We start from the raw sequence: 23,718 nt of genomic DNA on the forward strand, positions 1-23,718 counted from the left end.
TTGGGGGGAAAAGTATGAAAAAACAAAGAAAAATGATGTGGGGATGCCTGCTTCTTGCGATGAGCTTTAGTCTGTTAGCCGCTTGCAGCAATAAAGAAGAGGCAGCCAAATCGAATGAGCCTGCAAAAGAAATTAAAATTGTGAATGGAAAAATCGAGCCTGCGGTATCGGTAACAATGGTGAGAAGCGAGGACCCTACAGTCAAATTCAAAAATGGTGAAAACTATATGGACAATGTTCATACCCGCTGGGCCAAAGATACGCTCGGCGTAGAAATGAAAACGTTATGGACATCCTCTGCGGTAGATTACGACACCAAATTGAAGCTAATGTTGTCTTCCGGGGACAAGATACCTGATTTATTCGTAGCTAACTCAAGCCAATCCAACACGATCAACACTTTTATTGACTCAGGAAAATTGCTTGACGTAACAGAAGCATTCGACAAATACGCATCGGATACCTGGAAAGCAGCTCTCGCAGAGGAACCCACCGCTTGGTATCCTTTCATAAAAGATGGAAAAAAATTTGCCATACCGGTAGTTCGCCCTACAGCTGGAACCCAGTCTGTACTTTGGATCAGACAGGATTGGCTGGATAAGTTAAACCTTAAAGCACCAACCACATTGGATGAGCTGGAGAAGGTGATGGATGCTTTTGTGAATCAAGATCCTGATGGCAATGGAAAAAAGGACACTTTAGCTCTGGAACTCGCGATGAAAGATCAAGTAGTCGGCTCACCTATGGGTGATACTTCATGGTTCTTTGGAATGTTTGGAGCTATACCGGAACGCTGGTATCCAGACACAGATGGCAACCTCAAGTATGGATCCATTCAACCAGAGGTCAAGTCAGGTTTGAGCAAACTCAATGAGTGGATGAACAAGGGATACATTGCGAGTGACATTGCTCTGCACGATTTTAATAAAGTAGCTGAGAACGTTGCCTCTGGAAAAGTGGGTATGCTGGGCGGAGAAAACTGGATGATGGTATATCCAGGATCGATGCTGCTGGCATCCAACCCCAATGCGATTTATAATCCATATCCGATTCCGAAGGGAGCAGATGGCAAAAATATGCGAACAATCGCGGATCCATACACGAGTGCGATCCTGATTAATAAAGATATTTCAGAAGAAACTCTACAGGCGTTTTTCCATTATCAAAATGCATTGTACGAGGCCTACAACTCAGATGATCCATTGCTATTCAAGGGTTTTCAGGATGGATACGATTATGTGATTGAGAATGGCAAAGCCGTTATGGATGAGAGTAAAATTACAGGTGGCAAAGTTTCAACGATGAAATATACGATTACTGGCTCGGACGCCGTATATCCTTCCAAAAGATTGGAAGCCAATGTTAAAATGGCTAAAAACGAAACGTTGAGTAATCAAGAGTTAGCGGCACTGGCACCAACTGGTATTCTTGGCAATGACGCATCTAATCCTTTGGAGGCCTTTTCTTCAAAAGCTTTGCTGGTTGCAATGGATCAGAGTGATATCGATGTACCAGAGTATTTCCAAGGTCCTTCTACCAAAACGATGCTTTCCAGGCAGGAATTATTAACCAAAATGCAGATTGACTCCTATATTGAAATTATTTATGGCAAAAAGCCCGTCGATGAATTCGATTCTTTTGTTGCAAAGTGGAGATCATCCGGAGGAGATAAGATCATCAAAGAAGTAAATGAATGGTATGATACCGTGAAGCAACAATAGGCGAGAGGAAAGGCACCTGGATTTAAATAATCCAGTTGCCTTTATTTTGTTGCAAATTATTGGTTAAACGGAGGAGAATCCATGAGTCATTTCCATAGCTCACTCCATGTTTTCTTTCGGTTGTGGTTCAAGAGACCAATGTAGCTGGACGCGCAGACCCCCAAGCGGGCTTTGCTCAAACTCTAGATGTGAGTTAACAGGATCATGTATTCTTAGGCGTTCCGAAATGTTCCAAAGCGCACATCCCACCGTATCGATCGGAGGTTTTGAGATCCTAGCCTTAAGCGCATGGATATCATTCGTACTCATTCCTTTACCGTCATCATCTATCCTGATGCAGATCCCATGCTCAATACGTTTTATTGAGACGTGTATGACGCCAGAATCACGCTTTGTTTCAATACCATGAATGATACTGTTTTCCACCAAAGGCTGAATGAGCAGTTTCGGAATCGGCACAGTCTTTAATTCCTCCGGAAATTCAATCTGATAGGAGAGCCGATCCATGCGCAAGCTCTGAATTTTAAGATAGTTGCGTATGATCCCCATCTCTTTTTCCAGGGTTGTCATAGGTTCGTCCAATCGCGTCGTATACCTGAAATATTCAGCCAGATTTTGAGTCATGGCTGTCACCGCTTCCTCATTGCCCAATCTCGTCATATTGTTGATAAAGAAAAGGCAATTATACAGAAAATGAGGATTAATCTGAGCCTGTAGCTGCTTTAACACGGCTTCCCTTGCTACAATTTTCTCTTTATACACTTTTTCAATCAGATCCTCGATTTGCCCAGCCATATCATTAAATTGTCCATATAAAAAATCAAACTCGTTACTGCTCTCCCGCTGTATTCGATAAGAGAAGTCCCCATGCTTCAACAGTCGAACACCTTTCAATAAGGCGAGAATTGGAATCTGTACTTTACGGAAGAGAACCACAATGATCGTGATTCCTGCGATAAACAGCATGATACAAGAAGCATAGAACCAGATCTGAGTGAAACGAATGGGTTGTAAAGCCCTGTCAAGCGGCATGAAGTCAATTAAATACCATCCGAGCTGATGAGAGTATACATAGTTTACGATATACTTTTCTTCGTTTACAGACACGGTTTCAGAACCGGAGGTAGGTTGAAGATGTTTTGCGATCTCCTTTACAATATTAGATGTTACCGGACTGGCCTTCTTACGTGTGATGGAGTCCCCGTTAGTATTATAAAATACAGACTCATTCTCTCCCTGATGGGAGTTCTCTACAATATCTTCAAGATTACTTCGAGGGAACTCAAGTCGGATAATAGTCTGGGGCATCACTTTATATTTGTAGTATTTATCCGATGCTTTATCAAAATGCCAACCTGTATTATTGGAGTTAACGATAGGAGCTTTCATGCCCATCTCGGAAGAAATAATCCATTGTTTCAAAAGTGTAGAATAGATGGAGATTTTGTTGTTCCATCCTTCTGACAAACTTTGAAGATTGACTCTTGTAGCAATATTCTGAATTAATTGTACCTGTTCGTAGGAGCTCATCACATCAACCGAGCGTAACAAAGCAATGGAGTTGTCTGTTTCCATCGAGATGGATAACATGTTTAACCGGTCCAGGCTTTGATCCAGCGAATTCACTACAAATTGGACACGATTGAGATTATTCGTTTCAATATCCTTCTGCACCGTATCCACACTGGATTGAACAGAAAAGGTATACATGATAAGAACAGCAGCAAGCATAATAAACGTAATTGCTACCATACTCAGAAATGTTCTGTATTTCTCTCTCAATCTGAAATTCCCCCTGACAAGAACTAAATTCACCTTATTGTAGGCTTGCCAACTCTGAATTACAAGCCATTTAACTTACATATAGAAGTAAGGTTAATAATGAATTATGTAATGTTGATAAAGCGTTATTTAGACTCAACCACTGGCACGATATGATGATGATGAAGGAGCTTGATTCGTATGAACTGGAAACAAATTTATCTTTCTCTTTCATTCTTATGTCTGATCCTGCTCACTGCAGGATGTAGCCCTAAAACGCCACAACCTGAGCCCGATAAATCGGCAGTTGTGCTGACAACGGTCAATATGAATGACCCTACTACCGTATATAAAAACGGCGAAAATGCTACAGATAATGTACATATTCGCTGGGCTTATAACACACTGGGTGTAAACATTCGTACAAAATGGAGTGCTCCAGTTGAAGACTATGATATGAAGCTTCGGCTAATGCTCTCTTCCGATGATGTATTACCTGATGTTTTTACGTCGAATGTGATGGATACGGTCAACACGTTTATGCTTTCAGGAAAACTCTTGGATGCAGGAGAAGCTTGGGAGCGTTATGCTTCGCCCACATGGAAAGCAGCAATGGCAGAGGTGCCAGAAGCCTGGGAGCCTTTCGAGATCAATGGAAAGCGTATGGCTATTCCGATCATTACGGAGCAAGCATCACAGTCTGTTCTCTGGATTCGCAAGGACTGGCTGAAGCACTTGAACCTCGAAGCTCCTAACAATCTGAAAGAACTGGAAACGGTCATGACTGCCTTTACCTATGACGACCCGGACGGAAATGGCATACAGGACACGTACGGTATTGATTTTGCAATTAAAGACCAGTACGTCGTCTCACCGATAGGGGATATCTCATGGGTATTCGGTGCATATGGAGCGATCCCGAGCATATGGAGCAAGAATGAAAAAGGCCAACTCGTGTATGGAAGTGTTCAGCCTCAGATCAAACAAGCGCTTGCGACATTAAAATCATGGAAGAGAAAAGGTTACATTGGAAATAACCTAGCACTTCAAGACTTTAGTCAAGTAAATCAAAACATCATTGATGGAAAAGTAGGGATAGTTGCTGGCCCCCGCTGGTTTGGTGACTATCCTTTCCAGCAACTAAAAGCCAAGGAGCCGTCAGCCGAGTTTGTACCTTATCCCATTCCTGCCGGGATGGACGGAACCGCGGCCCGCTTGAAAGGAAACTCATACAGTGGAGCATTGATGATTAATCGGCATATTTCAGAAGAAGCATTGCAGGCATTTTTCAGGTATCAGAACTATTTATACGAAGCAACAGTGACCAACGATCCTTTGTATCTCAGCGCTTATCAAAATGGTTACGATTATGTTCTAAACCCTGATGGATCCTTAGATAGCAACAGCAATGATATTCCTGGGGGGAAGGTGCAAACATTTAAGTACACCCTCATGGGACAATACGCCAGTTACCCTTCCAGAATCAAAGCAGCTTTACTGAAAATGGGCCGAGGGAAGAATCTCAATTCACATGATCGCGCTGCTTTACTAAGTATGGGGGTTGATCCCAAGGATGAAATTCAATCCCCTATCATGCAGGCAGATGCTGTAGTGATGCAGCAGAGGCAGATTGATCGCAGCAATCTGTTTCAAGGTCCCCCGACCAAAACGATGCAAGCTCGAAACGCCTATTTGCAAAAAAATGAGCTGGAAACTTTTAACTCGATCATTTATGGAGAGGAGCCACTTGCTACGTTTGATGAGTTTGTACAAAAGTGGATGAATTCCGGAGGGAGACAAATTACAAACGAAGTGAACGAGTGGTACCGTTCCACAGAGACTAGGCCATAACATTGAATCATTTACAGCTGAATTTCGCGAATCAACACAGGAGGTTACTTAGATGAAGATTACGAAGCTAAAAACAAATCATATCTCCAATCCGTTAGGATTTGAGATATCCAATCCAAGCTTTTCTTACATGGTTACGGATACTACGGCAACGAAACAAATTGCGGCACAGATCGAAATCGCTGTTGATGAATCTTTTTCACAGATCGTATTTAACAGCGGGCAGAAACAGGATATCGATTCACTTTCGTACTCACCAAACTTGGAATTAGCTCCACGGACGCGATACTTCTGGAGAGTTACCGTGTGGAATGAACGGGGTGAACAAGCCGTTAGTGAAACTGCCTGGTTTGAAACAGCGAAAATGGATGAATCCTGGACGGCCATGTGGATTACACCTGATCTGGACAGGGATATTCATCCCGTGATGAAGAAAAGCTTCGAATTAAGAGGTCCGATTACTCAAGCAAGAGCCTACATTTGCGGTTTGGGCATCTATGAATTGGAATTAAACGGGGTCAAAGCAGGGGAGGAATATCTGACTCCGCATTATAATGCGTATCACAAATGGTTGCAATATCAGACATACGATATTACAGATTTGCTGCAGGAAGGAACAAATTCGGTAGATGTGCGTCTGGGAAACGGGTGGTACAAGGGCCGTTTTGGTTTCGAAGGTGATACGACAGCCAATCTGTATGGTGATCATTTTGCTTTGTTGTCCGAATTCGTGATCACTTATGCCGATGGTACGGAAGAGGTCATTCCATCGGACCTGTCCTGGCATGCCACTCGCTCCCATGTATTGGATGGCAACATCTATGATGGGGAAATTTACGATGCCACACTGGACGTAAGTGAAATTTATCCGGTTCGCGAAAGCGATCTGGGATACGATCGGCTTCAAGCCAGAAGAAGTCTCCCGGTAGTCATCAAGGAAACTTTGAAACCTGTATCTGTTCTGACCACACCAGCGGGTGAAACCGTGATTGATATGGGACAAAATATGGTCGGCTGGCTTCAATTCCGCACAACAGCACCCCGAGGAACCATGATCCGCTTGCAATACGGCGAAGTATTGCAGGAAGGGAACTTTTTCCGTGAAAACCTTCGGTCAGCCAAAGCGGAATACGTATATACAGCAAATGGTGAGGAAGCCGTTGTACGTCCATATTTCACCTTTTACGGCTTCCGCTATGTCAAGGTAGAAGGCTGGCCTGGAGAGCTGGATGTGAATGATTTTACAGGCTGTGTAGTTTACTCCGATATGGATCGCATTGGTTATCTGGAAACCAGTCACGCCGGCGTAAATCGTCTATTCCAAAATGCACTTTGGGGACAAAAGGGGAATTTCCTGGACACGCCTACAGATTGCCCTCAGCGGGATGAGCGCATGGGCTGGACTGGAGACGCACAGGTCTTCTCAGGCACGGCTAACTACAATATGGACACGTATGCCTTTTTTAATAAATATGGTTATGATTTGTGGATGGAGCAAGAGGATCGTGATGGAATGGTTCCAATGGTCGTTCCTGTGGGCCGAGTGCAGGGCGGTGGCTCAAGCGCTTGGGGAGATGCAGCAACAATTATTCCTTGGAATACGTATGTACATTCCGGAGATAAGGCTATCCTGGAGCAACAATTCGATAGCATGAAAGCATGGGTGGATTACATCAAACGTTCAGACGAAGAGTCCGGAGGATCACGCCTCTGGACAGTAGGTTTCCACTTTGGTGATTGGTTGGCACTAGATGGAGATAATCCCGATTCACCGATGGGCGGGACAGATAATTTCTTCATCGCTTCTGCATATTACGCGTACTCCTCGGACATCGTTGCCAAAGCTGCTAAGGTGCTTGGGCATGAGGAACTTGCTGCCTCCTACGAAAAGCTGGCCCAAGAAGTTAGAACAGCAATTCAAAATGAATTTTTCACAGCAAACGGGCGTTTGGCAGTTGATACCCAAACTGCATATGCGGTCGCCTTGTATATGGATCTCGTACCCGAACAGTATACAGCACGAATTGAGGAAGACCTCCGCATGCGTGTTCGCAAGGATCAAAATCATCTGAGAACCGGTTTTGTTGGTACGCCATATTTGAATCGTGTTCTGTCAGCACACGGAAGTAATGATGTGGCTTACACACTCTTGCTTAATGATGATTACCCTAGCTGGCTGTATGCCGTTAATTTAGGAGCTACAACGATCTGGGAACGGTGGAACTCCATCTTACCCGATGGGAAAATTAGTGAGAGCGGTATGAATTCGCTAAATCATTACGCATATGGTGCAATCGTGGAATGGATGTATCGTCACATGGCTGGCATCAATCCTGCTGAAGATCAGCCTGGTTTCCGTCATACCGTGCTTGCACCAATGCCAGACTTCCGAATTCAGTGGACAAAAGCCCACATTGATACAGCATCTGGAGCTTACAGAAGCGAATGGAAGTTTGATGAGCATGGCAAATTATATTTGAGCTTCTCCGTTCCCTTTAATGCAACAGCAACAATTAAGCTGCCACGCGCAATTATTGACCAAGTCATTATGAACGGGATTGCACTATCTGATGCTGGCCTGCCGGTATTACAGGGTGACCATGAAGTCTGTATTGAAGTAGCAAGCGGCAATTACGACTTTAATTATATGCCTTCTACTCCATACAAACAAACACTGAGTACACGTACACCTCTCAATGTGCTGCTTTGTAATGAAGAGAGTCGGAGTATGCTGCAAGAACTTTCACCTACGCTTGCCTCTCTGGACCCTTCAACCATTGGTCCTATGGGAGAAGCGAGCATACGCGATCTGTCCAGTTATCCTTCGTTTAACACACCAGAGGAAGAACTGGATGAGTTGGATCTCAAGTTGATGACGATTCAACTGGTTTAAATTCAAATCCCTTTGTTCATGGTTGGACACTTCGATGAACACTACAATTGAACCGCGATCTTGCGGTTTTTTTGTTTGGAATGATTTCTTCGGATTTCGCTATTTGATCTTTGTATCGCGTTATAGCAGGGCCTTTCTCTGAAATCTACAATGGAAGTATCCCTTTTTCTTTGAAACTACACTTATAAAAAAGGAGACCTGCACGTGTATGAAAGTTCTATCGTATGACTTGAGCAATACAAATGTTACCCTGACTGGCTATCTGCTGGATTCATCACCCGAGATGCCAAATATGAAACAGCGGCCTGCGGTACTTATCCTCCCGGGCGGAGGGTACAGAGCCTGCTCTGATCGAGAGGCTGAACCGATTGCTATGGCTTTTTTGGCCGAAGGATATCAGGCTTTTATTTTACGTTACTCGCTCAATCAAGATTCTGCGTTTCCACAACCTCTCAACGATGCAGAAGAGGCAATGAAGCTTATTCGCACACATAGTGCAGAGTGGGACATCCATCCGCAAAAAATTGCCGTCTGCGGTTTCTCCGCAGGTGGACATTTGGCTGCAGCACTAAGTACGATGGGTTCTGATCGTCCTGATGCTTTGATTCTTGGTTATCCTTGTATTCTCGAAGAAATGAGTGCGATTTTTCCGAATCCTGTCCCAGGTGTAGATCAGAAGGTGGACCATCTCACACCACCGACATTTATATTCCACACATTCGATGACAAGCTCGTTCCTGTGAGTAACTCCCTTGCTTTTGCTGATGCTTTGACTCGCCAAAACGTACCTTTTGAGATGCATATTTTTCCTACAGGTACTCATGGGCTGTCCCTTGCCCGTCCACAAACGTCAATGGGGCTGATCAGCATGGTGGAGCCCTCGTTTGCACAATGGTTTAGTTTATGTACAAACTGGATGACTCGTGTGTTCGGAGAATTTGCTGCAGATCTCGAACACTTACCTGAGGAAGAGGTATTGGAGTACAGTCTGGATGTAAAACTAGGGGCGTTATGGAAGAATGACAGCTGTAAAATGTTGATTCTTGCTGCTATGCCGGAGATTGGAGAGGAACCTCATCCGGATGCCATGGGAGTACCACTGGGTGTAATTATAGAATATGCAGGGGACGTATTAAACGAAGAAAAGAAAATGCAACTGAATGATTCTCTGCGGCAAATTCCGGTAATTCATTTTTAGAAATTGCAGTAACAGCGAAATACATTCAACTAGGGAGGATCACATGACAAACTACAATGAGAACATCAAAATTTCGGAATTATTAAATAACGCGGAAGCAACTGCACTTCTTGCTAAACATCTGCCAGAGTTTATTAACGAACCTTCATTCAAAATGGCTTCCCATTTTACACTCGATCAACTTGCCGCTATTCCTCAGGTGGATTTGCCTGAAACGATTTTGGCTGCATTAAAAGCAGATCTCGCTAATGTAACTTTTGTAGAAGAAGAGACTTCAAAGGCAACTCAAGCAGTAAAGAAAAAATCAGATTCTCTGGCTGGGAAAGTGATTACGATTACGGGAGCGGGTAGTGGCATCGGTAGAGCAAGTGCAGTTCTTATGGCTTCAAGAGGAGCTAAATTAGTACTGGTTGATTTTAACGAGGCTACGGGTAACGAAACTCTTGAACTTGTGAAAGAGCAAGAGGGGGAAGCCATCTTCGTTCAAGCGGACGTATCTAACGAAGAGCATGTTCAAAACTATATCCAAAAAGCAGTCGAAACATTTGGCAAAATCGATGTTGCATTTAACAACGCTGGCATTATCCAGAAATTCCAACCTTTCCACGAAACAGCGCTGAGCGATTTTTCACGAATTATTGATGTCAACCTGAAGGGGATTTTCCTCTGTATGAAGCATGCGCTCAAGGTGATGGATCAACAAGGCTATGGCCATGTGATTAACACAGCCTCCACAACTGCAATCCGTGCAGAGCACAGCCTGGCTGCGTATACAGCAAGTAAACACGGTGTTGCCGGTTTAACGAAAGCAGCCGCCATTGAATACGTGAGAAAAGGGATTCGTGTGAATGCAATATGCCCTGGCGGTGTAGCAACTTCACTCACAGCAGCTGTGCCGCAGATGCTTCAGGATAGCGATTATATGCCGGAAGAATTCCCTAATATGCGTATGGGACGTTATGCCGAGCCCGAAGAACTTGCTGAGCTTGTAGCATTCCTCGCATCAGATGGATCGAGCTATATGACCGGCTCCATAATTTTAGCAGACGGCGGACTTACTCTCTAACATCTAAGCGAATACGTTTAACAGAATCCAACTATTAACCCAAACAAGGCCACCACACTCAGAAAGTGATGGCCTTGTTTAGTTTGTTCAAATTCGATCCCTAACAATGGGAGATGATATTTTGAAAATTTCGTATTGGCTTTATTCTACTTAGCGATCCGCTAGCGGCGGTTCTTGATCGATCCAGTTCCATTCATTGTTGGCCACAAAAATAGTAAGCGCTTGCTCGAATGCAATGTTAGGATTATAGAATCCAAGCATGACCTTCGCGTAATCCATGCATTTTTCGTAATTCGGATGAGCGATGAGATCATTAGTCAATTCTACAAAGCCTTCCGGTTTATTCGTTACTCCAGAGACGGCATTCATCAGACCTTTATGGCAGGGAAACAACTGATGATTTATCGCCAAAATTGCCCGACCGGAAAATAAAACTAAATTGCTAACAGCATGGGAGAGCAGATAAGGATTGTTTTTTTTGACGGCTTCTCCAGCAAAATAGAAAGCGTGCAAGTAAATTTCCGCATAAAAATCCATTATATTTTTCTCGCGATTTTGCTCCGGGTAAACAGGGATTCGCTGAAGAAGTTCATCCAATTGAGGAATTGTTGAATACACTGCCTTGGAACCCAAGAAAGAATACCTTGTAGGTTCACTGCCTTGTTCAGCAGCGAGTTCCAAAAAACGATAATTGATAATCTTGCCATCAATATACCCTTCAGGATAATCACAGATCTCATGATTGGTATATGATAGTTGATGCTGCAATTTTCTCTCTTCAAAAGATTCATCTGTAACGACAATGTAAACGTCAATATCCGAGTTTTCTCTGGCTTTACCTTGGGCGATTGAGCCCGCCGTTATAATGGCTCTGATCGTAGGGTCAGGTTTTAAAAGCTCGACCAATTGATTCAATGCGATCTGATGATGCTGAAACATAAAAAATCACTCCTGTATGATTTGATAACTTCATCTAACTTCAAATTTACAGAAGCGAACAAATAAGATATATAGTGGATTACGCCAAATCCTGCAGTTGATTAAGCAATTCACTCTCATTTTGAATAATAAAGAGCATTTTATTATATATTTTCTGACGCTGATTCACGGGATCGCCGGAAAAACTACTTTTGATGGACTGATGCATGATAGCATCCCATTTTCTAGCAAGCTCCAAGTAGTGTCTTCCAATCGTATGGAACATATCTTCCTGAGATAGTTCATGTAAATAAAAGATAAACGACGCATATCTAAGTCTGGCCAATGAAAACCTCATCCATTGAAAGATAGCGTGTTGTGTATCTATTTTGGGATCTGAAATAACGATTCCTTCCTCTGAGTAAGCCTTGGCAAAATCTTTTAAGTTCCGAATACTATTTCTCATTGTTGGGATGCTCGTTTGATCATGTAAACTGGAAGATAGCAGTCCTTTCCAATCGTTGTGAGAAGAGCAGGGATCCGTTAAACGAAAGATAGCATAGTAAAATGAGATGTTCAAAAACAATTGGAGTTCCATCTCCATATTTTTTTGTCCATAATACGCATCCACCAGCATTATTTTCTGGTCTTTCTGGTCTATGCCTACAGCAAGACAGGAATGCCGTGCATGCGTTTTGAGATACCCGTCAGACCATGGACAATAATACACATCAATACCTACCAGTACAGCCATGCCAGCATCTAACTCAGACTGCAGCATATCTAGAAATGGCTTTTCATCCTCGTTGCTGTTCAACGAAGTCCCACTGAAATTTCTGTCTCTAAAATCAACTTGTATACCATGATAGGTGTCCAGGTAACCCAGATTTAAACGAGGATAGACGACGCGATCCAGCAAAAGTTGTTGTGCATCAGCATTGTACTCAAAAGCCCATGCATCGGCATACATCGTTCTCGTATCTCTTCCTAGCCAAGTGGAAATCGTTCTGAAGTGGTCATCAATACAAGACGTTACTTGAAATTGGGTATTAAAGCTTTTGAGCGGTTGTATATCTAACATGTTGTATCCTCCCGAAGTAGTTCAGCAGAAATCCCTATGTATTGCCTGTATGCCCCTGGAGTAGTTCCATAATGTTCTCTAAATAATTTGTAAAAATATTTCATGTCATCGATGCCAATCGCTTGAGCAATTTTTTGAACACTCCAATTTGAATACTCCAGCAGTTTGCAACTGTATAAAATACGAATGTGTTGTAACATCTGAATATAACTGATACCCGTTTCTTTTTTAAACATTCGTTGAAAGTTTCTTGTACTCATCGCAACAAGCTGGCTTATTTTTTCAAGTGTAAGTGTATCCCTATAATGGGTTCCCATATATTGAATGGCTTGGTGTATTGAAAAATCCTTAATCTCGGTCTTTCTGTACATCTTCTGCTGATTACTATTGTAGATAATGTAGAATAGTTTATTTAGTAACTGGCATTGAGCAGCAGCTAAATAAGGCGCAGCAGGAGCCTCCTGTTGATGTAACATTTGTTTGAATACGTTGCGAAATTCATTACGCCGCTCGACGAACATAGACCAAGTGCGTCCTCCACGAAAAAATGATTTCTCCAAAAACGGCTTATAGAGACAGTTCATAATATATAACGGGGCCTTTTCTTTCAAATCCAGTGGTTGAAACACATGTGATACGCCAGGAGGGATGACAAACAAGTCGCCTTTGGAAACCAGGATACATTGATCCCCAATCTGATGAAGCCCTTCTCCTTCATATACATAAGCGATTTCAACAAAATCATGGTGATGCATCATCGTAAACGGCTCTTCTTTTGTCAGCTTCAAATGGACGGGGGTGATAGAGTCAAAAAAATACTCTTCTCTAAATTCGATTGAATCGTGCATGATCAGATTCCCTCCGCTTCGTAAGTCATTTGGTAGGAAGCATTGCTTACGGACAGTATATCTATATTTTTTGGCGTATTCAACCATATATTGGATTCTCTGATCTTGTTAGAATGGGTTCTACACCATTTATAGCGTTGTGAGAGGGGAGTGATCATTTTCAATACTTCTGAACAAATGATGCCTCGTAATTCCAATGATCGTTTTAAAAAATTGGGGATTTATGGCGTACAAGGTGTCTTTATTATTCTGTTCCTGCTGTTAACCCCTGTCTACTATTTGAACAAATGGGACTTTAAACGTCACAAAAAGCGGAAGCCTTTCTATACCAGTAAATTGGTTCGATTGCAAGAGCGTTATCCGATTTTCTACGAATTGGCCATGTACGTTCAAAATTTCCCTATTCCTCGTAATGTCTACAAAGTTTTACCCCCTTTAAAGGGCGATGTTCTTCAGGTGGGCTGTGGTACAGGTTTATTAAACAAGTATCTTCGCAAGCAGAAGGATGTTCGTTTTTTCAACATGGATCCAAATTTAAATGCTCTGAAACTTGGAAAGAAGTGGGGAAGGTTTGATTCTTATATCCATGCCTTCATTGATAAGCCGACTTCTTTACCTGATCATAGCTGCGATATGATTTTGTTTGCACGAAGCTTTCATCACATTCGTCATCACAAAAAAGCCTTCGTTGAGAGCTCCAGACTGTTACGTGACGGTGGATCTATCATTATTGCCGACCCGGTTGTTCTCAAGCCTCTTTCAGGTTCTACAATGGAAAGTGGCTATATGGCGAACTCTTCGATTGATGGTGTAATTTGGAGATTTACGAAAGAATCGTTAATTGCTCACATTGAGCGCTGTATTCCTCCTGAATTAAAGATTGAATCCGTAACCGAAACAAGACAAGTGCATGTAACGAATTACAATTTATTTGTACCTCAGACAGATATCGTAGTGGTAATGCGAAAAAGGGAGGCTGTATACAATGACAACTAAAATTATTGAGATCATAGCTGAAATCAAGGAAGACCCAAGCCTGGTTAACAAGCTGAATGAATCCTCTGATCTGACTCATGATGCAGGAATGGATTCACTGCAGATTATCAATTTTATTTTACGTATTGAAGAAGAGTTCGATATTGAAGTTGATTTTGATCATTTCAGTCTGGAGCATCTGCAATCCGTGCAGAAATTTTCACAATTCATCCATCAGATGGCCAGCGTATGAATTTTGCTCTACATTGTGGATCATTTGAAGCAGAGCGGTACTGGCGCGATTCCCGGCTTGCTTCTATTCCTGCCATACAGAATATACAAACAAAGAAGATTACTGATTCCATGGACGAGCTTCTGTTTGTCTTTTGTAAAACCGGAGACTTGCTGCTTACTCGCCATGTCATGGACTCCGTTCAATATGATTATATTCGCTCGATCGGGTATGACATCCATATGAATCGAAATCCCTGGTTTACCTCAGATAGGGAGAACGAAATGGATCACTTAAATGTCTTTGAAATCATGACTCTCTCTAATGTTACGGATCAACTACTATCTTGCTTTTCTTTGGAAAAAGCAACCTTGGAAGCGTTTGCGGCAATACCCGGAATGCTAGCTTTTGCACAAAGGCATCATCTTGCATCCCATTATCCCGAGCAAAATATTGTACAGCGCATTAATGCTAAATCGTACTCACTTGAAATGCGCGATAGATTGAACCTGCCGAATGTCGGCAGAGTGGTCGAGGGGAGGGAGCAACTACTTGCGATCACCAGAAAAATGCTTTGTGACGGAGCTGTACTATTAAAGGATGAGTTTGGTGTGTCCGGAAAAGGAAATTTCGTCATTCACTCCGAAAAAGCCTTGCTTCGTTTGATCAAGCACCTGGATAAGCAAGTTGCACAGGAAAAGTTGATTCGTTTTGTCGTAGAACCTCTGCTGGATCGTAAATTTGATTTCTCTTGCCAGCTTTACATTCATGAATCGGGCGAGGTTCAACTCGTTTCTTTTCAACAACTTGATAATCATGGATACGCATTCGGTGCTTCACATACGATGAGTGAATCCTTCAAAGCGCACTTATATGATTCCGGTTATACGGATCAAGTGTTAGAAATCGGACGCTTATTATATCAAGACGGCTATTTCGGTGATGTTTGTATCGATTCTATGATATTACAAGATCATTCAATTGAACCTTTGGTTGAAATAAATGCCCGCAAATCCATGAGTTTAATTAAACACGGTGTAGATGATTTAATTACCAACACACAGTTGCATAGCAGCCTAGTACAGTTCAATCTCGCAGTTCCTGCCCGTTTCCAATATGAGCACTTGCTTCAAAATTTAAATCAACAGCAGATCTTGTACACCAAAGAGAGAGGGATGGGCATCTTGCCACTCTCCTCCGGAACTCTTATATCTCCTTTTACAAATCGTGATCAGAATGAACGTACCATGGGACGACTCTATTTTGCAGTTATTTATGAGAGCCAGCAGCATATGCAAAATGTAGTTGCTGGAGTTAACCAGTCATTGCTGGATTCAGGGATAAACATGATTACCTAGCCCGAGTTTGTCGGGATTCCAAGCTTACTATGCTAGGGGAGACGGTGCAAATGGGTCAAAAGATTACTATATTATGTTCCGGTTTTGGATTGGGTTTTTATATCCCAGGACTAATCATCGCAAAAAGGTTACAGCAACTCGGCCTGGAAACCTGCATTGAAGTATTCGAAAACGTGATGAATGAGGACAAGCAATTCAAAACAGACCAAAGCAGACAGGCTTATCGTGAAAATTTCGCTGTCGCTCTTGCATCACAACGAATACCTGGAGACATTCGCCAAAGTCTGAACTCCGCTGCAGTAAAGTCTCTACTTGACCAGTGGCTGGAGGAAGGACGTACTCGATTTATCGTGTTGTCCGGGCACTGGGTCCACTTGCTGGATATTCTGCGTGAACGAACAAAGGATGAGATTGACGTGGATCTGTTGTATGTGGACTCCAGTCTATCCCCCTCATGGAAACAATTACTGAAGCTTAAACCGGACTATGCCTCATTTTATCGGGAAATTCCGCTGTATCATCCGAACAGGCTTGAGATTATGTATCGACTTGATGTGGATGATAAACCGTCGGTTCCATATGAAGAACGCGCAAGTCGTCTCGTTATTCATGGAGGAGGATGGGGCGTTGGAACCTTCAGGGAAAAGCTTCGTCAGCTCTTGGACACTGAACACGGGTATGACTTGGATATTGTAGCATACACGGAAGAAGAGGTGGTCCCTTCAAATACGCCAGGTTTACGCTATGTAATGAATGATCCTCATTGGCGGACATGGTTCAGAGACGAGTCTGGTTTGCACACATTTCCTCCCTACGTTATTACGGATTCTGGTAAACCTTTTGTTTATGAGACACCCATTGAGCATCACGGACTATATGGATTAGTTCGCCAAGCCATGGCGGTTGTATCCAAGCCTGGTGCAGGGGCTTTGATGGATTCTTTAGCATCAGGCACACCACTCATTATGCTTGAACCATTTGGTGAGCATGAGAAGCGTAATGCATCCATCTGGGAGGAAAACGGGTTTGGCATACCGTACAACGTATGGGTTGAGCAGGGCTACTCCAAAGATCTACTAGCACAACTTGCTCATAATCTGATCTCTAGACAGCAACAGATTCAAGATTATCCCACAGAATATATGAGCCGCTTCATTCATTCCGAGAAGGAGGCATTACATGCAGATCGAATCCACAATAACCATGCCAAATCTTGATATCTCATTACCCAAGTGGGTTTTTTTACAACTGCTTGAGAGCTGTAATCTTCGATGCAGAATGTGTTACGAATGGGGAGAGAACGGTCCTTATCGTGAGTATAAGGTTTTAAACCAATTAAGTATCGATGTGATTCGTGATATTATCGCAACCTGTAAACCCGCACAACCTTACTATGAGCTCTACGGAGGGGAACCTCTGCTGCATCCTCAAATTGGTGAAATCCTTCAGGCCATTCATGAAGCAGGGAGTAAAGTTCATTTTCCGACGAATGGAACGCTTTTGGAGAAACATGCAGAGATGTTAATTCAATATCCGCCTGAACGGATATGGATTTCACTTGATGGTCCGGAAGAAATTAATGATGCTCAGCGTGGTAAGGGAGTTTTTAAAAAAGCTATTCGCGGAATCAACAAACTTCTTTCCTTAAGAGAACAAGCGGGAAGTGCGTACCCGCAGATCGGGATTAGTACAGTCGTTACACCTGCAAATCACCGGCATCTGGAACGATTTTTCTTTGAATCCATTGATATTTCCAAGCTGGATTGCATCAGTATTGAGCTGCAGGCTTATATAACGGAGGAAAACCATCAACAGTATAGCGGGATTCTCAGAAAAGAATTTGGAGTGCAAGAAGCGCCTCTATCCAAAGGATTTGTTTGTGATCCAGCCATTTTTTCGGACATGGATGCGGGTCTGATTGAGAAACAAGTCCAGCGTCTAGCTGAATTTTGCGAAAAAAACAACAAATATATGAATACGTATCCTCAAATGATGTCGGAGGATAACATCAGGAAATACTTTTCCGCAGACTGGCATTCGATGACGCATATCAAAAAACGCTGCCCTTTTCCGTGGATAAGCACCGAAATTAACGCCAGAGGTGATGTTACGTCCTGTCATGCTTATTATGATCTTACGCTGGGCAACGTTAATGATGAGAGCATTGCTGCGATCTGGAGAGGGGAAAAGTACAAGCAATATCGGCGTTATCTTCGTAAGCATCTTTTGCCTATCTGCCAAGGTTGCTGCCTGTTTTATAACGAAAAACCCTAAATGGGAACGCGGACATAAAGTTTTTAACAAAATCTCAGTCTGAAAGGAAGAGATATGATGCAGCCTAACAGTCGGGTAGAAATGGATGATAAATCATTTGAGATTTTGAAACGAACGATGAGAAATGTGGTTATTCCGCATAGAGAGCGAAAGCTAAACCCTTCATTTAAGATGGACATGCCCGAAGTGGTTGCGTTAAAACTGACCAATCGATGCAATCTGCGATGCAAACACTGTTACCAGTGGAATGAGTCGGGCTACCATCATGATATGGATAAAACGGAACAAAATATGGACATGGACCTTGCTGTTTTTCAGCGAGTATTGGAAGAAACTCATCATACGAAGTCCAGACTGTATTTATGGGGTGGAGAACCGCTTTTCCACCGGGATATTCGTGGTATTCTCGACTTGCTTGAAAAAGACCCCCGAGAAACAACGATTTGTACTAACGCATACCTGATCGAGAAATTTGAAGATGAGTTGTGTCGTATCTCACCTCACCTTGAGTTACTTATTGCCATTGAAGGGTTTGAGAAAGAACATGATCTGATACGTGGAAAAGGATCATTTGACAAAGTGATGAAACAGATCGACCGGCTGATGGAGCTACGTAAAGAAGGAAAGTTTCAGGGGAAAATATCGATACACACGGTAATTAACGACAGTATGATTGGTCAACTACATCCATTAATGAAATTCTTTGAAGAAAAAGGGATTGATCTGGTTTTATTATGTTTCCCCTGGTATATCTCGCATGAAACGTCGGCAGAAATGGATACCTTTTTTCAGGAAAACTTTAATTGGCTTCATCCCATGGACCAGCAGCACCGCAGCAGCTGGCATGCTTTTAAATATCACATCAAACCCGAGCATATTCCAGCATTAATGATGGATCTCAGTGCAATTAATGAACATACATGGAAAACACGGATTCGATATCAGCCTGGACTGGACTTTGATGAAATTGAAGATTTCGTGAGTGGTCGTTCAATGACTTCACGCTGTGCTTCGAATTGTTTGGCACTGAGCACAAGAGCAGATATTACACCAACAGGCAATGTAAGTGCCTGTAAGTTTTTCTCCGAATTTTCTGTAGGCAACTTGCATGATCAATCATTATCCGATATTTGGCATTCGAAAGCTTATGATCAAATACGAACCACATTAGGAAAACAGTTGTCCCCCGCCTGTTCAAAATGCAATGTATTATACCTGCATGGCTCATCGTCGCTGACTCATATATGAACGAGCTCAACAAAAACACTTGCCGGCTTGGCATACTTGGCAGTGCAGCTATCGTTAGCCGTGCTGTTTTGGATGTCATTTCGCATATACCACAGGTGGAAGTAGTAGCCATAGCTAATCGTACCCGCTCGAAAGCACTTCACCTGGCCCAACGATATTCCATCCCCCATGTCCTGCACTCTCTTGAGGAGGTACTGGAGCATCCGCATGTTGATGCCGTTTATATTGCACTTAGCAATGACCTCCATATGGAATGGGTTTTACGTGCACTTGAGGCTGGCAAACATGTGCTTGTAGAAAAACCTGCAGGATTAGGGAAGGAGGATGCCCAGCAGCTTGCGAGTGCTCTGAAGCAATCTCCTTCACTCGTCTTCATGGAAGGGATAATAACTGCACATCATCCCTGGCAAGCTGCTCTCAAAGCCATTGTACACTCTGGTCAATACGGCTTGTTAAATCGGACAGAAACCCGTATTAGCATTCCAGCACTCAAAAGTCATCGTGATAATTATCGTAGTGTGAGACTTAAAGGCGGAGGCTGCTTTAATGACCTTGGTTGTTACTGGCTTCAATGGATACAGCATCTTGTAGGTCTGAAAGGAAGTCGTGCTTCAGCTTTTTCTAATTTTGATGGCCCCGATGGCTGTGACTGGACGTTTAATGCCAAACTTCGATATGGTAATGGGTTTGAAGCGAGTGTTTTGACTTCATTTGAACTCCCTTATAAAGCCATGCATACGCTTTACTTTGAGCGGGCAACAGTGGTTGTCCCGAACTTTTTCAAACCATTAACAGGCTTCTACAGCTTGAAAATCCGTCTGAACGATTCTAATCCGCAGACTTATTTAAAACAATTTGAACCCATGAATTATTATGTGAATCAACTACAGGCCTTCGCCAATCGCTGTCTTCACCCTGATGTTCGGCAAGCTGAAGGACATTTAAGTGTTGAACGAATGATATGGCATCAAACGATTATGGAATACGCACAGCAACATGCAACAATGAATCGCGAAACCGGAAACGAAGGGAGTCACTTCTAATGAAAACAGTGATTCTATGCGGAGGTTTAGGTACAAGACTTGCAGAGGAAACGAGAGTACGCCCTAAACCTATGGTTGAGATCGGTGACATGCCAATTTTGTGCCACATTATGCATATCTATAGTTCGCAGGGGTTTCATGAGTTCGAGCTCGCTCTGGGATATAAATCTAATTATATCAAAAAGTATTTTCTGGATTACCCGTTTTTATATAATGATTTCTCGGTGAGTCTGGATCAAAATCAAACCGATTTACTAACAGCAACAAAACTGAACTGGAAAATCAATCTAATCGATACGGGACAAGCCACAATGACCGGGGGAAGAATAGCGCGATTGAAACAGCGTCTACACGGTGAACCCTTTATGTTAACTTATGGCGACGGTATCGGAGATATCGATCTTCATAAGCTGATAAGCTTCCATAAAAGTCATGGCAAGCTTGTAACCGTAACAGCAGTTAGACCCAAAGCCCGCTTTGGCATAATGAAATGTCAGGATCGTACAGTAACTTCCTTTCAAGAGAAGGGGCAGTTATCTGATGAATGGATAAACGCGGGTTTTTTTGTTATGGAACCAAAGGTATTGGATTATATCCATGGAGATCAGACAGAATTAGAGCGCCATGTGTTACCAGAACTTGCTCATCAGGGGCAATTAATGGCCTATTATCATGAAGGTTATTGGGCGTGTATGGATACAATTCGGGACAAACAGGAATTGGAACAATTATGGGAGGAAGGGAATGCACCATGGAAAATATGGGGTTAGATTCAATAGAACATGACCAATCTCGTACATTCAACCTTCACTGGGAGCCTGGTTTCTTCGGAAACGAAATCATTGAAGAAGACTTGAACTATATAACTCAAAAATTGGAGCAGAGACATTTATTCTCAGGATGTCGGTTTTTAATTACCGGAGGTGGAGGGTTTATTGGTTACTACCTCGTGCTTGCCCTTTTACATATAAACAGGTCAGGCACGCCGATTAAACATATTACTGTTTTGGATCGTTTTCCTAAAGGAATCCCTTCATGGCTTGAACGACTTCAGGCCGTAGGGGAGCCCTTAACTGCAGCTGTCTTTGACGTGACTACGGATTCATTTTCTGATTATATTTCGGGGACTGATTATATCTTTCACATGGCATCCATCGCATCACCATCATTTTACCGGAAGTATCCACTGCGTACGCTGGAGGCTAATGTATTTGGCTTGCAGCGTCTGTTACATGCTTGTCTGTCTCACCAACCGAAAGGCATATTATATTTTTCAAGCAGCGAGATTTATGGTAATCCCGATCCAGAGTATATACCCACCTCAGAACAATACAACGGTAATGTAGCTACCATTGGGCCGAGGGCTTGTTATGATGAGTCCAAGCGGATGGGAGAAACGATCTGCTCGTTGTATCATCAAGAGCATCAGCTCCCCGTGCGTATTGTTCGCCCCTTCAACAATTATGGTCCCGGGCTTGAGCTGAGTGATCAGAGAGTTGCTGCAGACTTTGCCAAAGCGATCAAAGAAAAGCGAGCAATTGATATTCTATCAGATGGTACACCAACCCGAACGTATTGTTACATTGCGGATGCCATCGTGGGGTATTTTAAAGTCATCACTCATTCTGAATTTGATGTATTTAATATTGGAGCCGATTCCCAAGAAATCAGTGTATCCCGTCTGGCACAACTATTTGCTAAATGTTCAAGGGAACTAACAGGGTATTTTCCTGCAGTTACATATCAAAAATCAGCTGATCCCCATTATTTGACTCATAACCCACAACGAAGATGCCCCAGCATTGAAAAAGCGAGAAAACTACTTCGTTTCAATCCTGAAATCGGATTAGAACAAGGAATCCGGCGTTACTTGATCAGTTGCGGGGTGGGGAGATGAATGTGAAAGATTCCATAGATATTACTGTTGTTGGATTAGGTTTTGTTGGACTAACTGCCGCGCTGGGGTTTGCGGAAAAGGGCTATTCGGTAAAGGCATATGACTCGGATATCTATAAAACAATAGAATTGAGCAAGGGTGAACTTCCATTTCATGAGCCAGGTTTATCCACTATGCTGAACAAACATTTGAAGGAAAATTTAGTACTGTGTGACAGTCTGGAGGAATCCCTTTCCGATGCTAAACTGATTTTTATATGTGTCGGTACTCCTTACCTTGAAGGAGCAGGCCTTGATCTGTCTATGCTGCTTAATGTGGTTAAAGACATATGTCGATTTTCATCTAAAGATTCATATCCAAGCATCATAGTCAAATCAACTATACCCCCAGGCACAATGCGCACCAAGATCAAGCCAGTTGTAGAGGATTGCGGACTTCGAGTTGGACAAAATATCGGCTTGGCATACAATCCGGAATTTTTGAGAGAAGGTAACGCTTGGGATGACTTTATGCATCCTGATCGAATCATCATAGGTGAATTAGATCGGGTAACGTCAGATTCACTTGTAAAGCTCTATGAAAGTTTTACTGTGCCATATGCCCAAGTGAGCGCAGAAACAGCAGAAATGCTCAAATTTTCTTCCAATGCATTGCTCGCAACGATGATCAGCTTCGCAAATGAACAGGCACTAATTGCAGAACATATAGGACAGGTGAATATACCTGAGTTATTCCGCCTCTTGCACATGGATAAACGTTGGTCAGGGTCTCCGGCTGGAATGATAAATTATGTTTATCCCGGCTGCGGATTCGGAGGATATTGTCTTCCTAAGGACACTCTTGCTCTGAAAAATGCGGCAAATCAACATGGTGTTGAAGCAAAGGTATTGAACGCTGTTATGGAAGTAAATCTTGATATATCTGAACACACGGTCAGAAAGGTAATCAGAAGTCTAAAACATCGGGATGAACAAATCGGCATACTCGGTTTAGCTTTCAAACCTGGCAGTGATGATGTTAGACACTCCCCTGCTGTAGGGATTATCGAAGCACTTCTGGATGAGGGATGTACGAACCTCTCTGCTTATGATCCGATGGCTATGAGGAATTTTGAAGAGCACTACGGTTATCCATTAAAGATGGCAAACTCACTGGATGAAATCGTAGCAGGTAGTGATATTTGTGTCATTGTTACTGCCTGGCCAGAGTTTCAAGTTCTAACCGATCATGCAAGCGACATTCGGATAATAGATGCGCGATATATGCTTGAAAACGAAGAAGCAAGCGTATTGGTAAACTAGAGTGGCATTCATTCCGTGGAGCAGAAACCTTTAGTTGCTTCATCTCTCAAGAC

Annotated in this window: 19 protein-coding genes; 15 read left to right on the forward strand and 4 right to left on the reverse strand. The window is 42.8% G+C overall.

Annotated features, from left to right (window positions below; all coding sequences use genetic code 11):
* Positions 1–14 precede the first annotated feature (14 nt).
* On the forward strand, positions 15–1,721 hold the full coding sequence (locus ABIE27_RS26835) for a sugar ABC transporter (protein ID WP_429351950.1): 1,707 nt from the start codon (positions 15–17) through the stop codon (positions 1,719–1,721).
* A 99-nt stretch (positions 1,722–1,820) separates the two neighbouring features.
* Here the strand turns inward: ABIE27_RS26835 and ABIE27_RS26840 are convergent, their stop codons facing one another.
* Entirely contained in the window at positions 1,821–3,503 is a 1,683-nt protein-coding gene (locus ABIE27_RS26840; protein WP_123066941.1) for a histidine kinase, read from the reverse strand.
* A gap of 180 nt (positions 3,504–3,683) precedes the next feature.
* On the opposite strand from ABIE27_RS26840, the gene ABIE27_RS26845 reads away from it, so the two are divergent.
* The 4 genes from ABIE27_RS26845 (at position 3,684) to ABIE27_RS26860 (ending at position 10,490) form a co-directional block, all read left to right on the forward strand.
* Complete coding sequence (locus tag ABIE27_RS26845) at positions 3,684–5,333, forward strand: hypothetical protein (protein WP_429351951.1); 1,650 nt, start codon at positions 3,684–3,686, stop codon at positions 5,331–5,333.
* Between the two features lie 52 nt (positions 5,334–5,385).
* Complete coding sequence (locus ABIE27_RS26850; RefSeq protein ID WP_123066943.1) at positions 5,386–8,226, forward strand: alpha-L-rhamnosidase; 2,841 nt, start codon at positions 5,386–5,388, stop codon at positions 8,224–8,226.
* 208 nt (positions 8,227–8,434) lie between these two features.
* On the forward strand, positions 8,435–9,424 hold the full coding sequence (locus ABIE27_RS26855; RefSeq protein WP_429351952.1) for an alpha/beta hydrolase: 990 nt from the start codon (positions 8,435–8,437) through the stop codon (positions 9,422–9,424).
* A gap of 313 nt (positions 9,425–9,737) precedes the next feature.
* Positions 9,738–10,490, forward strand: a complete 753-nt coding sequence (locus ABIE27_RS26860; RefSeq protein ID WP_429351994.1) for an SDR family NAD(P)-dependent oxidoreductase — start codon at positions 9,738–9,740, stop codon at positions 10,488–10,490.
* Positions 10,491–10,640: 150 nt separating this feature from the next.
* Here ABIE27_RS26860 and ABIE27_RS26865 read toward each other — a convergent pair whose 3' ends face one another.
* The 3 genes from ABIE27_RS26865 to ABIE27_RS26875 form a co-directional block, all read right to left on the reverse strand.
* Positions 10,641–11,405, reverse strand: coding sequence for a nucleotidyltransferase domain-containing protein (locus ABIE27_RS26865; protein WP_205127955.1), 765 nt, complete (start codon positions 11,403–11,405; stop codon positions 10,641–10,643).
* Positions 11,406–11,508: 103 nt separating this feature from the next.
* Positions 11,509–12,489 (reverse strand): BtrH N-terminal domain-containing protein, encoded by a 981-nt coding sequence (locus ABIE27_RS26870; RefSeq protein ID WP_429351953.1) that lies wholly within the window; start codon positions 12,487–12,489, stop codon positions 11,509–11,511.
* Positions 12,483–13,337: an AraC family transcriptional regulator gene (locus ABIE27_RS26875; protein ID WP_161557053.1), complete on the reverse strand. Its 855-nt coding sequence runs from the start codon at positions 13,335–13,337 to the stop codon at positions 12,483–12,485. The genes ABIE27_RS26870 and ABIE27_RS26875 overlap by 7 nt, the downstream gene beginning before the upstream one ends.
* 345 nt (positions 13,338–13,682) lie before the next feature.
* Here ABIE27_RS26875 and ABIE27_RS26880 point away from each other — a divergent pair, with 345 nt between their 5' ends.
* The 10 genes from ABIE27_RS26880 to ABIE27_RS26925 are packed head-to-tail and all read left to right on the forward strand — an operon-like array spanning position 13,683 to position 23,665.
* The gene (locus ABIE27_RS26880) at positions 13,683–14,333 is read left to right on the forward strand and encodes a class I SAM-dependent methyltransferase (protein WP_161557054.1); all 651 of its coding nucleotides are present in this window, start codon (positions 13,683–13,685) and stop codon (positions 14,331–14,333) included.
* Complete coding sequence (locus tag ABIE27_RS26885; protein ID WP_123066949.1) at positions 14,323–14,565, forward strand: acyl carrier protein; 243 nt, start codon at positions 14,323–14,325, stop codon at positions 14,563–14,565. Before ABIE27_RS26880 ends, ABIE27_RS26885 begins: the two co-directional genes overlap by 11 nt.
* On the forward strand, positions 14,562–15,902 hold the full coding sequence (locus tag ABIE27_RS26890; RefSeq protein WP_429351954.1) for a hypothetical protein: 1,341 nt from the start codon (positions 14,562–14,564) through the stop codon (positions 15,900–15,902). Before ABIE27_RS26885 ends, ABIE27_RS26890 begins: the two co-directional genes overlap by 4 nt.
* Positions 15,903–15,952: 50 nt before the next feature.
* Positions 15,953–17,119, forward strand: a complete 1,167-nt coding sequence (locus ABIE27_RS26895) for a UDP-glucuronosyltransferase (RefSeq protein ID WP_429351955.1) — start codon at positions 15,953–15,955, stop codon at positions 17,117–17,119.
* The gene (locus tag ABIE27_RS26900; protein WP_429351956.1) at positions 17,106–18,176 is read left to right on the forward strand and encodes a radical SAM protein; all 1,071 of its coding nucleotides are present in this window, start codon (positions 17,106–17,108) and stop codon (positions 18,174–18,176) included. The genes ABIE27_RS26895 and ABIE27_RS26900 overlap by 14 nt, the downstream gene beginning before the upstream one ends.
* A 57-nt stretch (positions 18,177–18,233) precedes the next feature.
* Entirely contained in the window at positions 18,234–19,424 is a 1,191-nt protein-coding gene (locus tag ABIE27_RS26905) for a radical SAM protein (protein ID WP_429351957.1), read from the forward strand.
* Positions 19,376–20,467 (forward strand): Gfo/Idh/MocA family protein, encoded by a 1,092-nt coding sequence (locus tag ABIE27_RS26910; RefSeq protein WP_429351958.1) that lies wholly within the window; start codon positions 19,376–19,378, stop codon positions 20,465–20,467. The genes ABIE27_RS26905 and ABIE27_RS26910 overlap by 49 nt, the downstream gene beginning before the upstream one ends.
* The gene (rfbF, locus tag ABIE27_RS26915) at positions 20,467–21,237 is read left to right on the forward strand and encodes a glucose-1-phosphate cytidylyltransferase (RefSeq protein ID WP_342551219.1); all 771 of its coding nucleotides are present in this window, start codon (positions 20,467–20,469) and stop codon (positions 21,235–21,237) included. Before ABIE27_RS26910 ends, rfbF begins: the two co-directional genes overlap by 1 nt.
* Positions 21,219–22,364 (forward strand): NAD-dependent epimerase/dehydratase family protein, encoded by a 1,146-nt coding sequence (locus ABIE27_RS26920; RefSeq protein ID WP_429351959.1) that lies wholly within the window; start codon positions 21,219–21,221, stop codon positions 22,362–22,364. Before rfbF ends, ABIE27_RS26920 begins: the two co-directional genes overlap by 19 nt.
* Entirely contained in the window at positions 22,361–23,665 is a 1,305-nt protein-coding gene (locus ABIE27_RS26925) for a UDP-glucose dehydrogenase family protein (RefSeq protein WP_429351960.1), read from the forward strand. Before ABIE27_RS26920 ends, ABIE27_RS26925 begins: the two co-directional genes overlap by 4 nt.
* Positions 23,666–23,718 lie beyond the last annotated feature (53 nt).

This window comes from Paenibacillus sp. 4624 (genome assembly GCF_050435065.1).
Taxonomy (GTDB): domain Bacteria; phylum Bacillota; class Bacilli; order Paenibacillales; family Paenibacillaceae; genus Paenibacillus; species Paenibacillus amylolyticus_D.

Coding starts and splice junctions, on each gene's coding strand:
- ABIE27_RS26835 (WP_429351950.1), top strand. CDS start 15: ATGAAAAAACAAAGAAAAATGATGTGGGGATGCCTGCTTCTTGCGATG.
- ABIE27_RS26845 (WP_429351951.1), top strand. CDS start 3,684: ATGAACTGGAAACAAATTTATCTTTCTCTTTCATTCTTATGTCTGATC.
- ABIE27_RS26850 (WP_123066943.1), top strand. CDS start 5,386: ATGAAGATTACGAAGCTAAAAACAAATCATATCTCCAATCCGTTAGGA.
- ABIE27_RS26855 (WP_429351952.1), top strand. CDS start 8,435: ATGAAAGTTCTATCGTATGACTTGAGCAATACAAATGTTACCCTGACT.
- ABIE27_RS26870 (WP_429351953.1), bottom strand. CDS start 12,489: ATGTTAGATATACAACCGCTCAAAAGCTTTAATACCCAATTTCAAGTA.
- ABIE27_RS26875 (WP_161557053.1), bottom strand. CDS start 13,337: ATGCACGATTCAATCGAATTTAGAGAAGAGTATTTTTTTGACTCTATC.
- ABIE27_RS26885 (WP_123066949.1), top strand. CDS start 14,323: ATGACAACTAAAATTATTGAGATCATAGCTGAAATCAAGGAAGACCCA.
- ABIE27_RS26890 (WP_429351954.1), top strand. CDS start 14,562: ATGAATTTTGCTCTACATTGTGGATCATTTGAAGCAGAGCGGTACTGG.
- ABIE27_RS26895 (WP_429351955.1), top strand. CDS start 15,953: ATGGGTCAAAAGATTACTATATTATGTTCCGGTTTTGGATTGGGTTTT.
- ABIE27_RS26900 (WP_429351956.1), top strand. CDS start 17,106: ATGCCAAATCTTGATATCTCATTACCCAAGTGGGTTTTTTTACAACTG.
- ABIE27_RS26905 (WP_429351957.1), top strand. CDS start 18,234: ATGCAGCCTAACAGTCGGGTAGAAATGGATGATAAATCATTTGAGATT.
- ABIE27_RS26910 (WP_429351958.1), top strand. CDS start 19,376: ATGCAATGTATTATACCTGCATGGCTCATCGTCGCTGACTCATATATG.
- rfbF (WP_342551219.1), top strand. CDS start 20,467: ATGAAAACAGTGATTCTATGCGGAGGTTTAGGTACAAGACTTGCAGAG.
- ABIE27_RS26920 (WP_429351959.1), top strand. CDS start 21,219: ATGGAAAATATGGGGTTAGATTCAATAGAACATGACCAATCTCGTACA.
- ABIE27_RS26925 (WP_429351960.1), top strand. CDS start 22,361: ATGAATGTGAAAGATTCCATAGATATTACTGTTGTTGGATTAGGTTTT.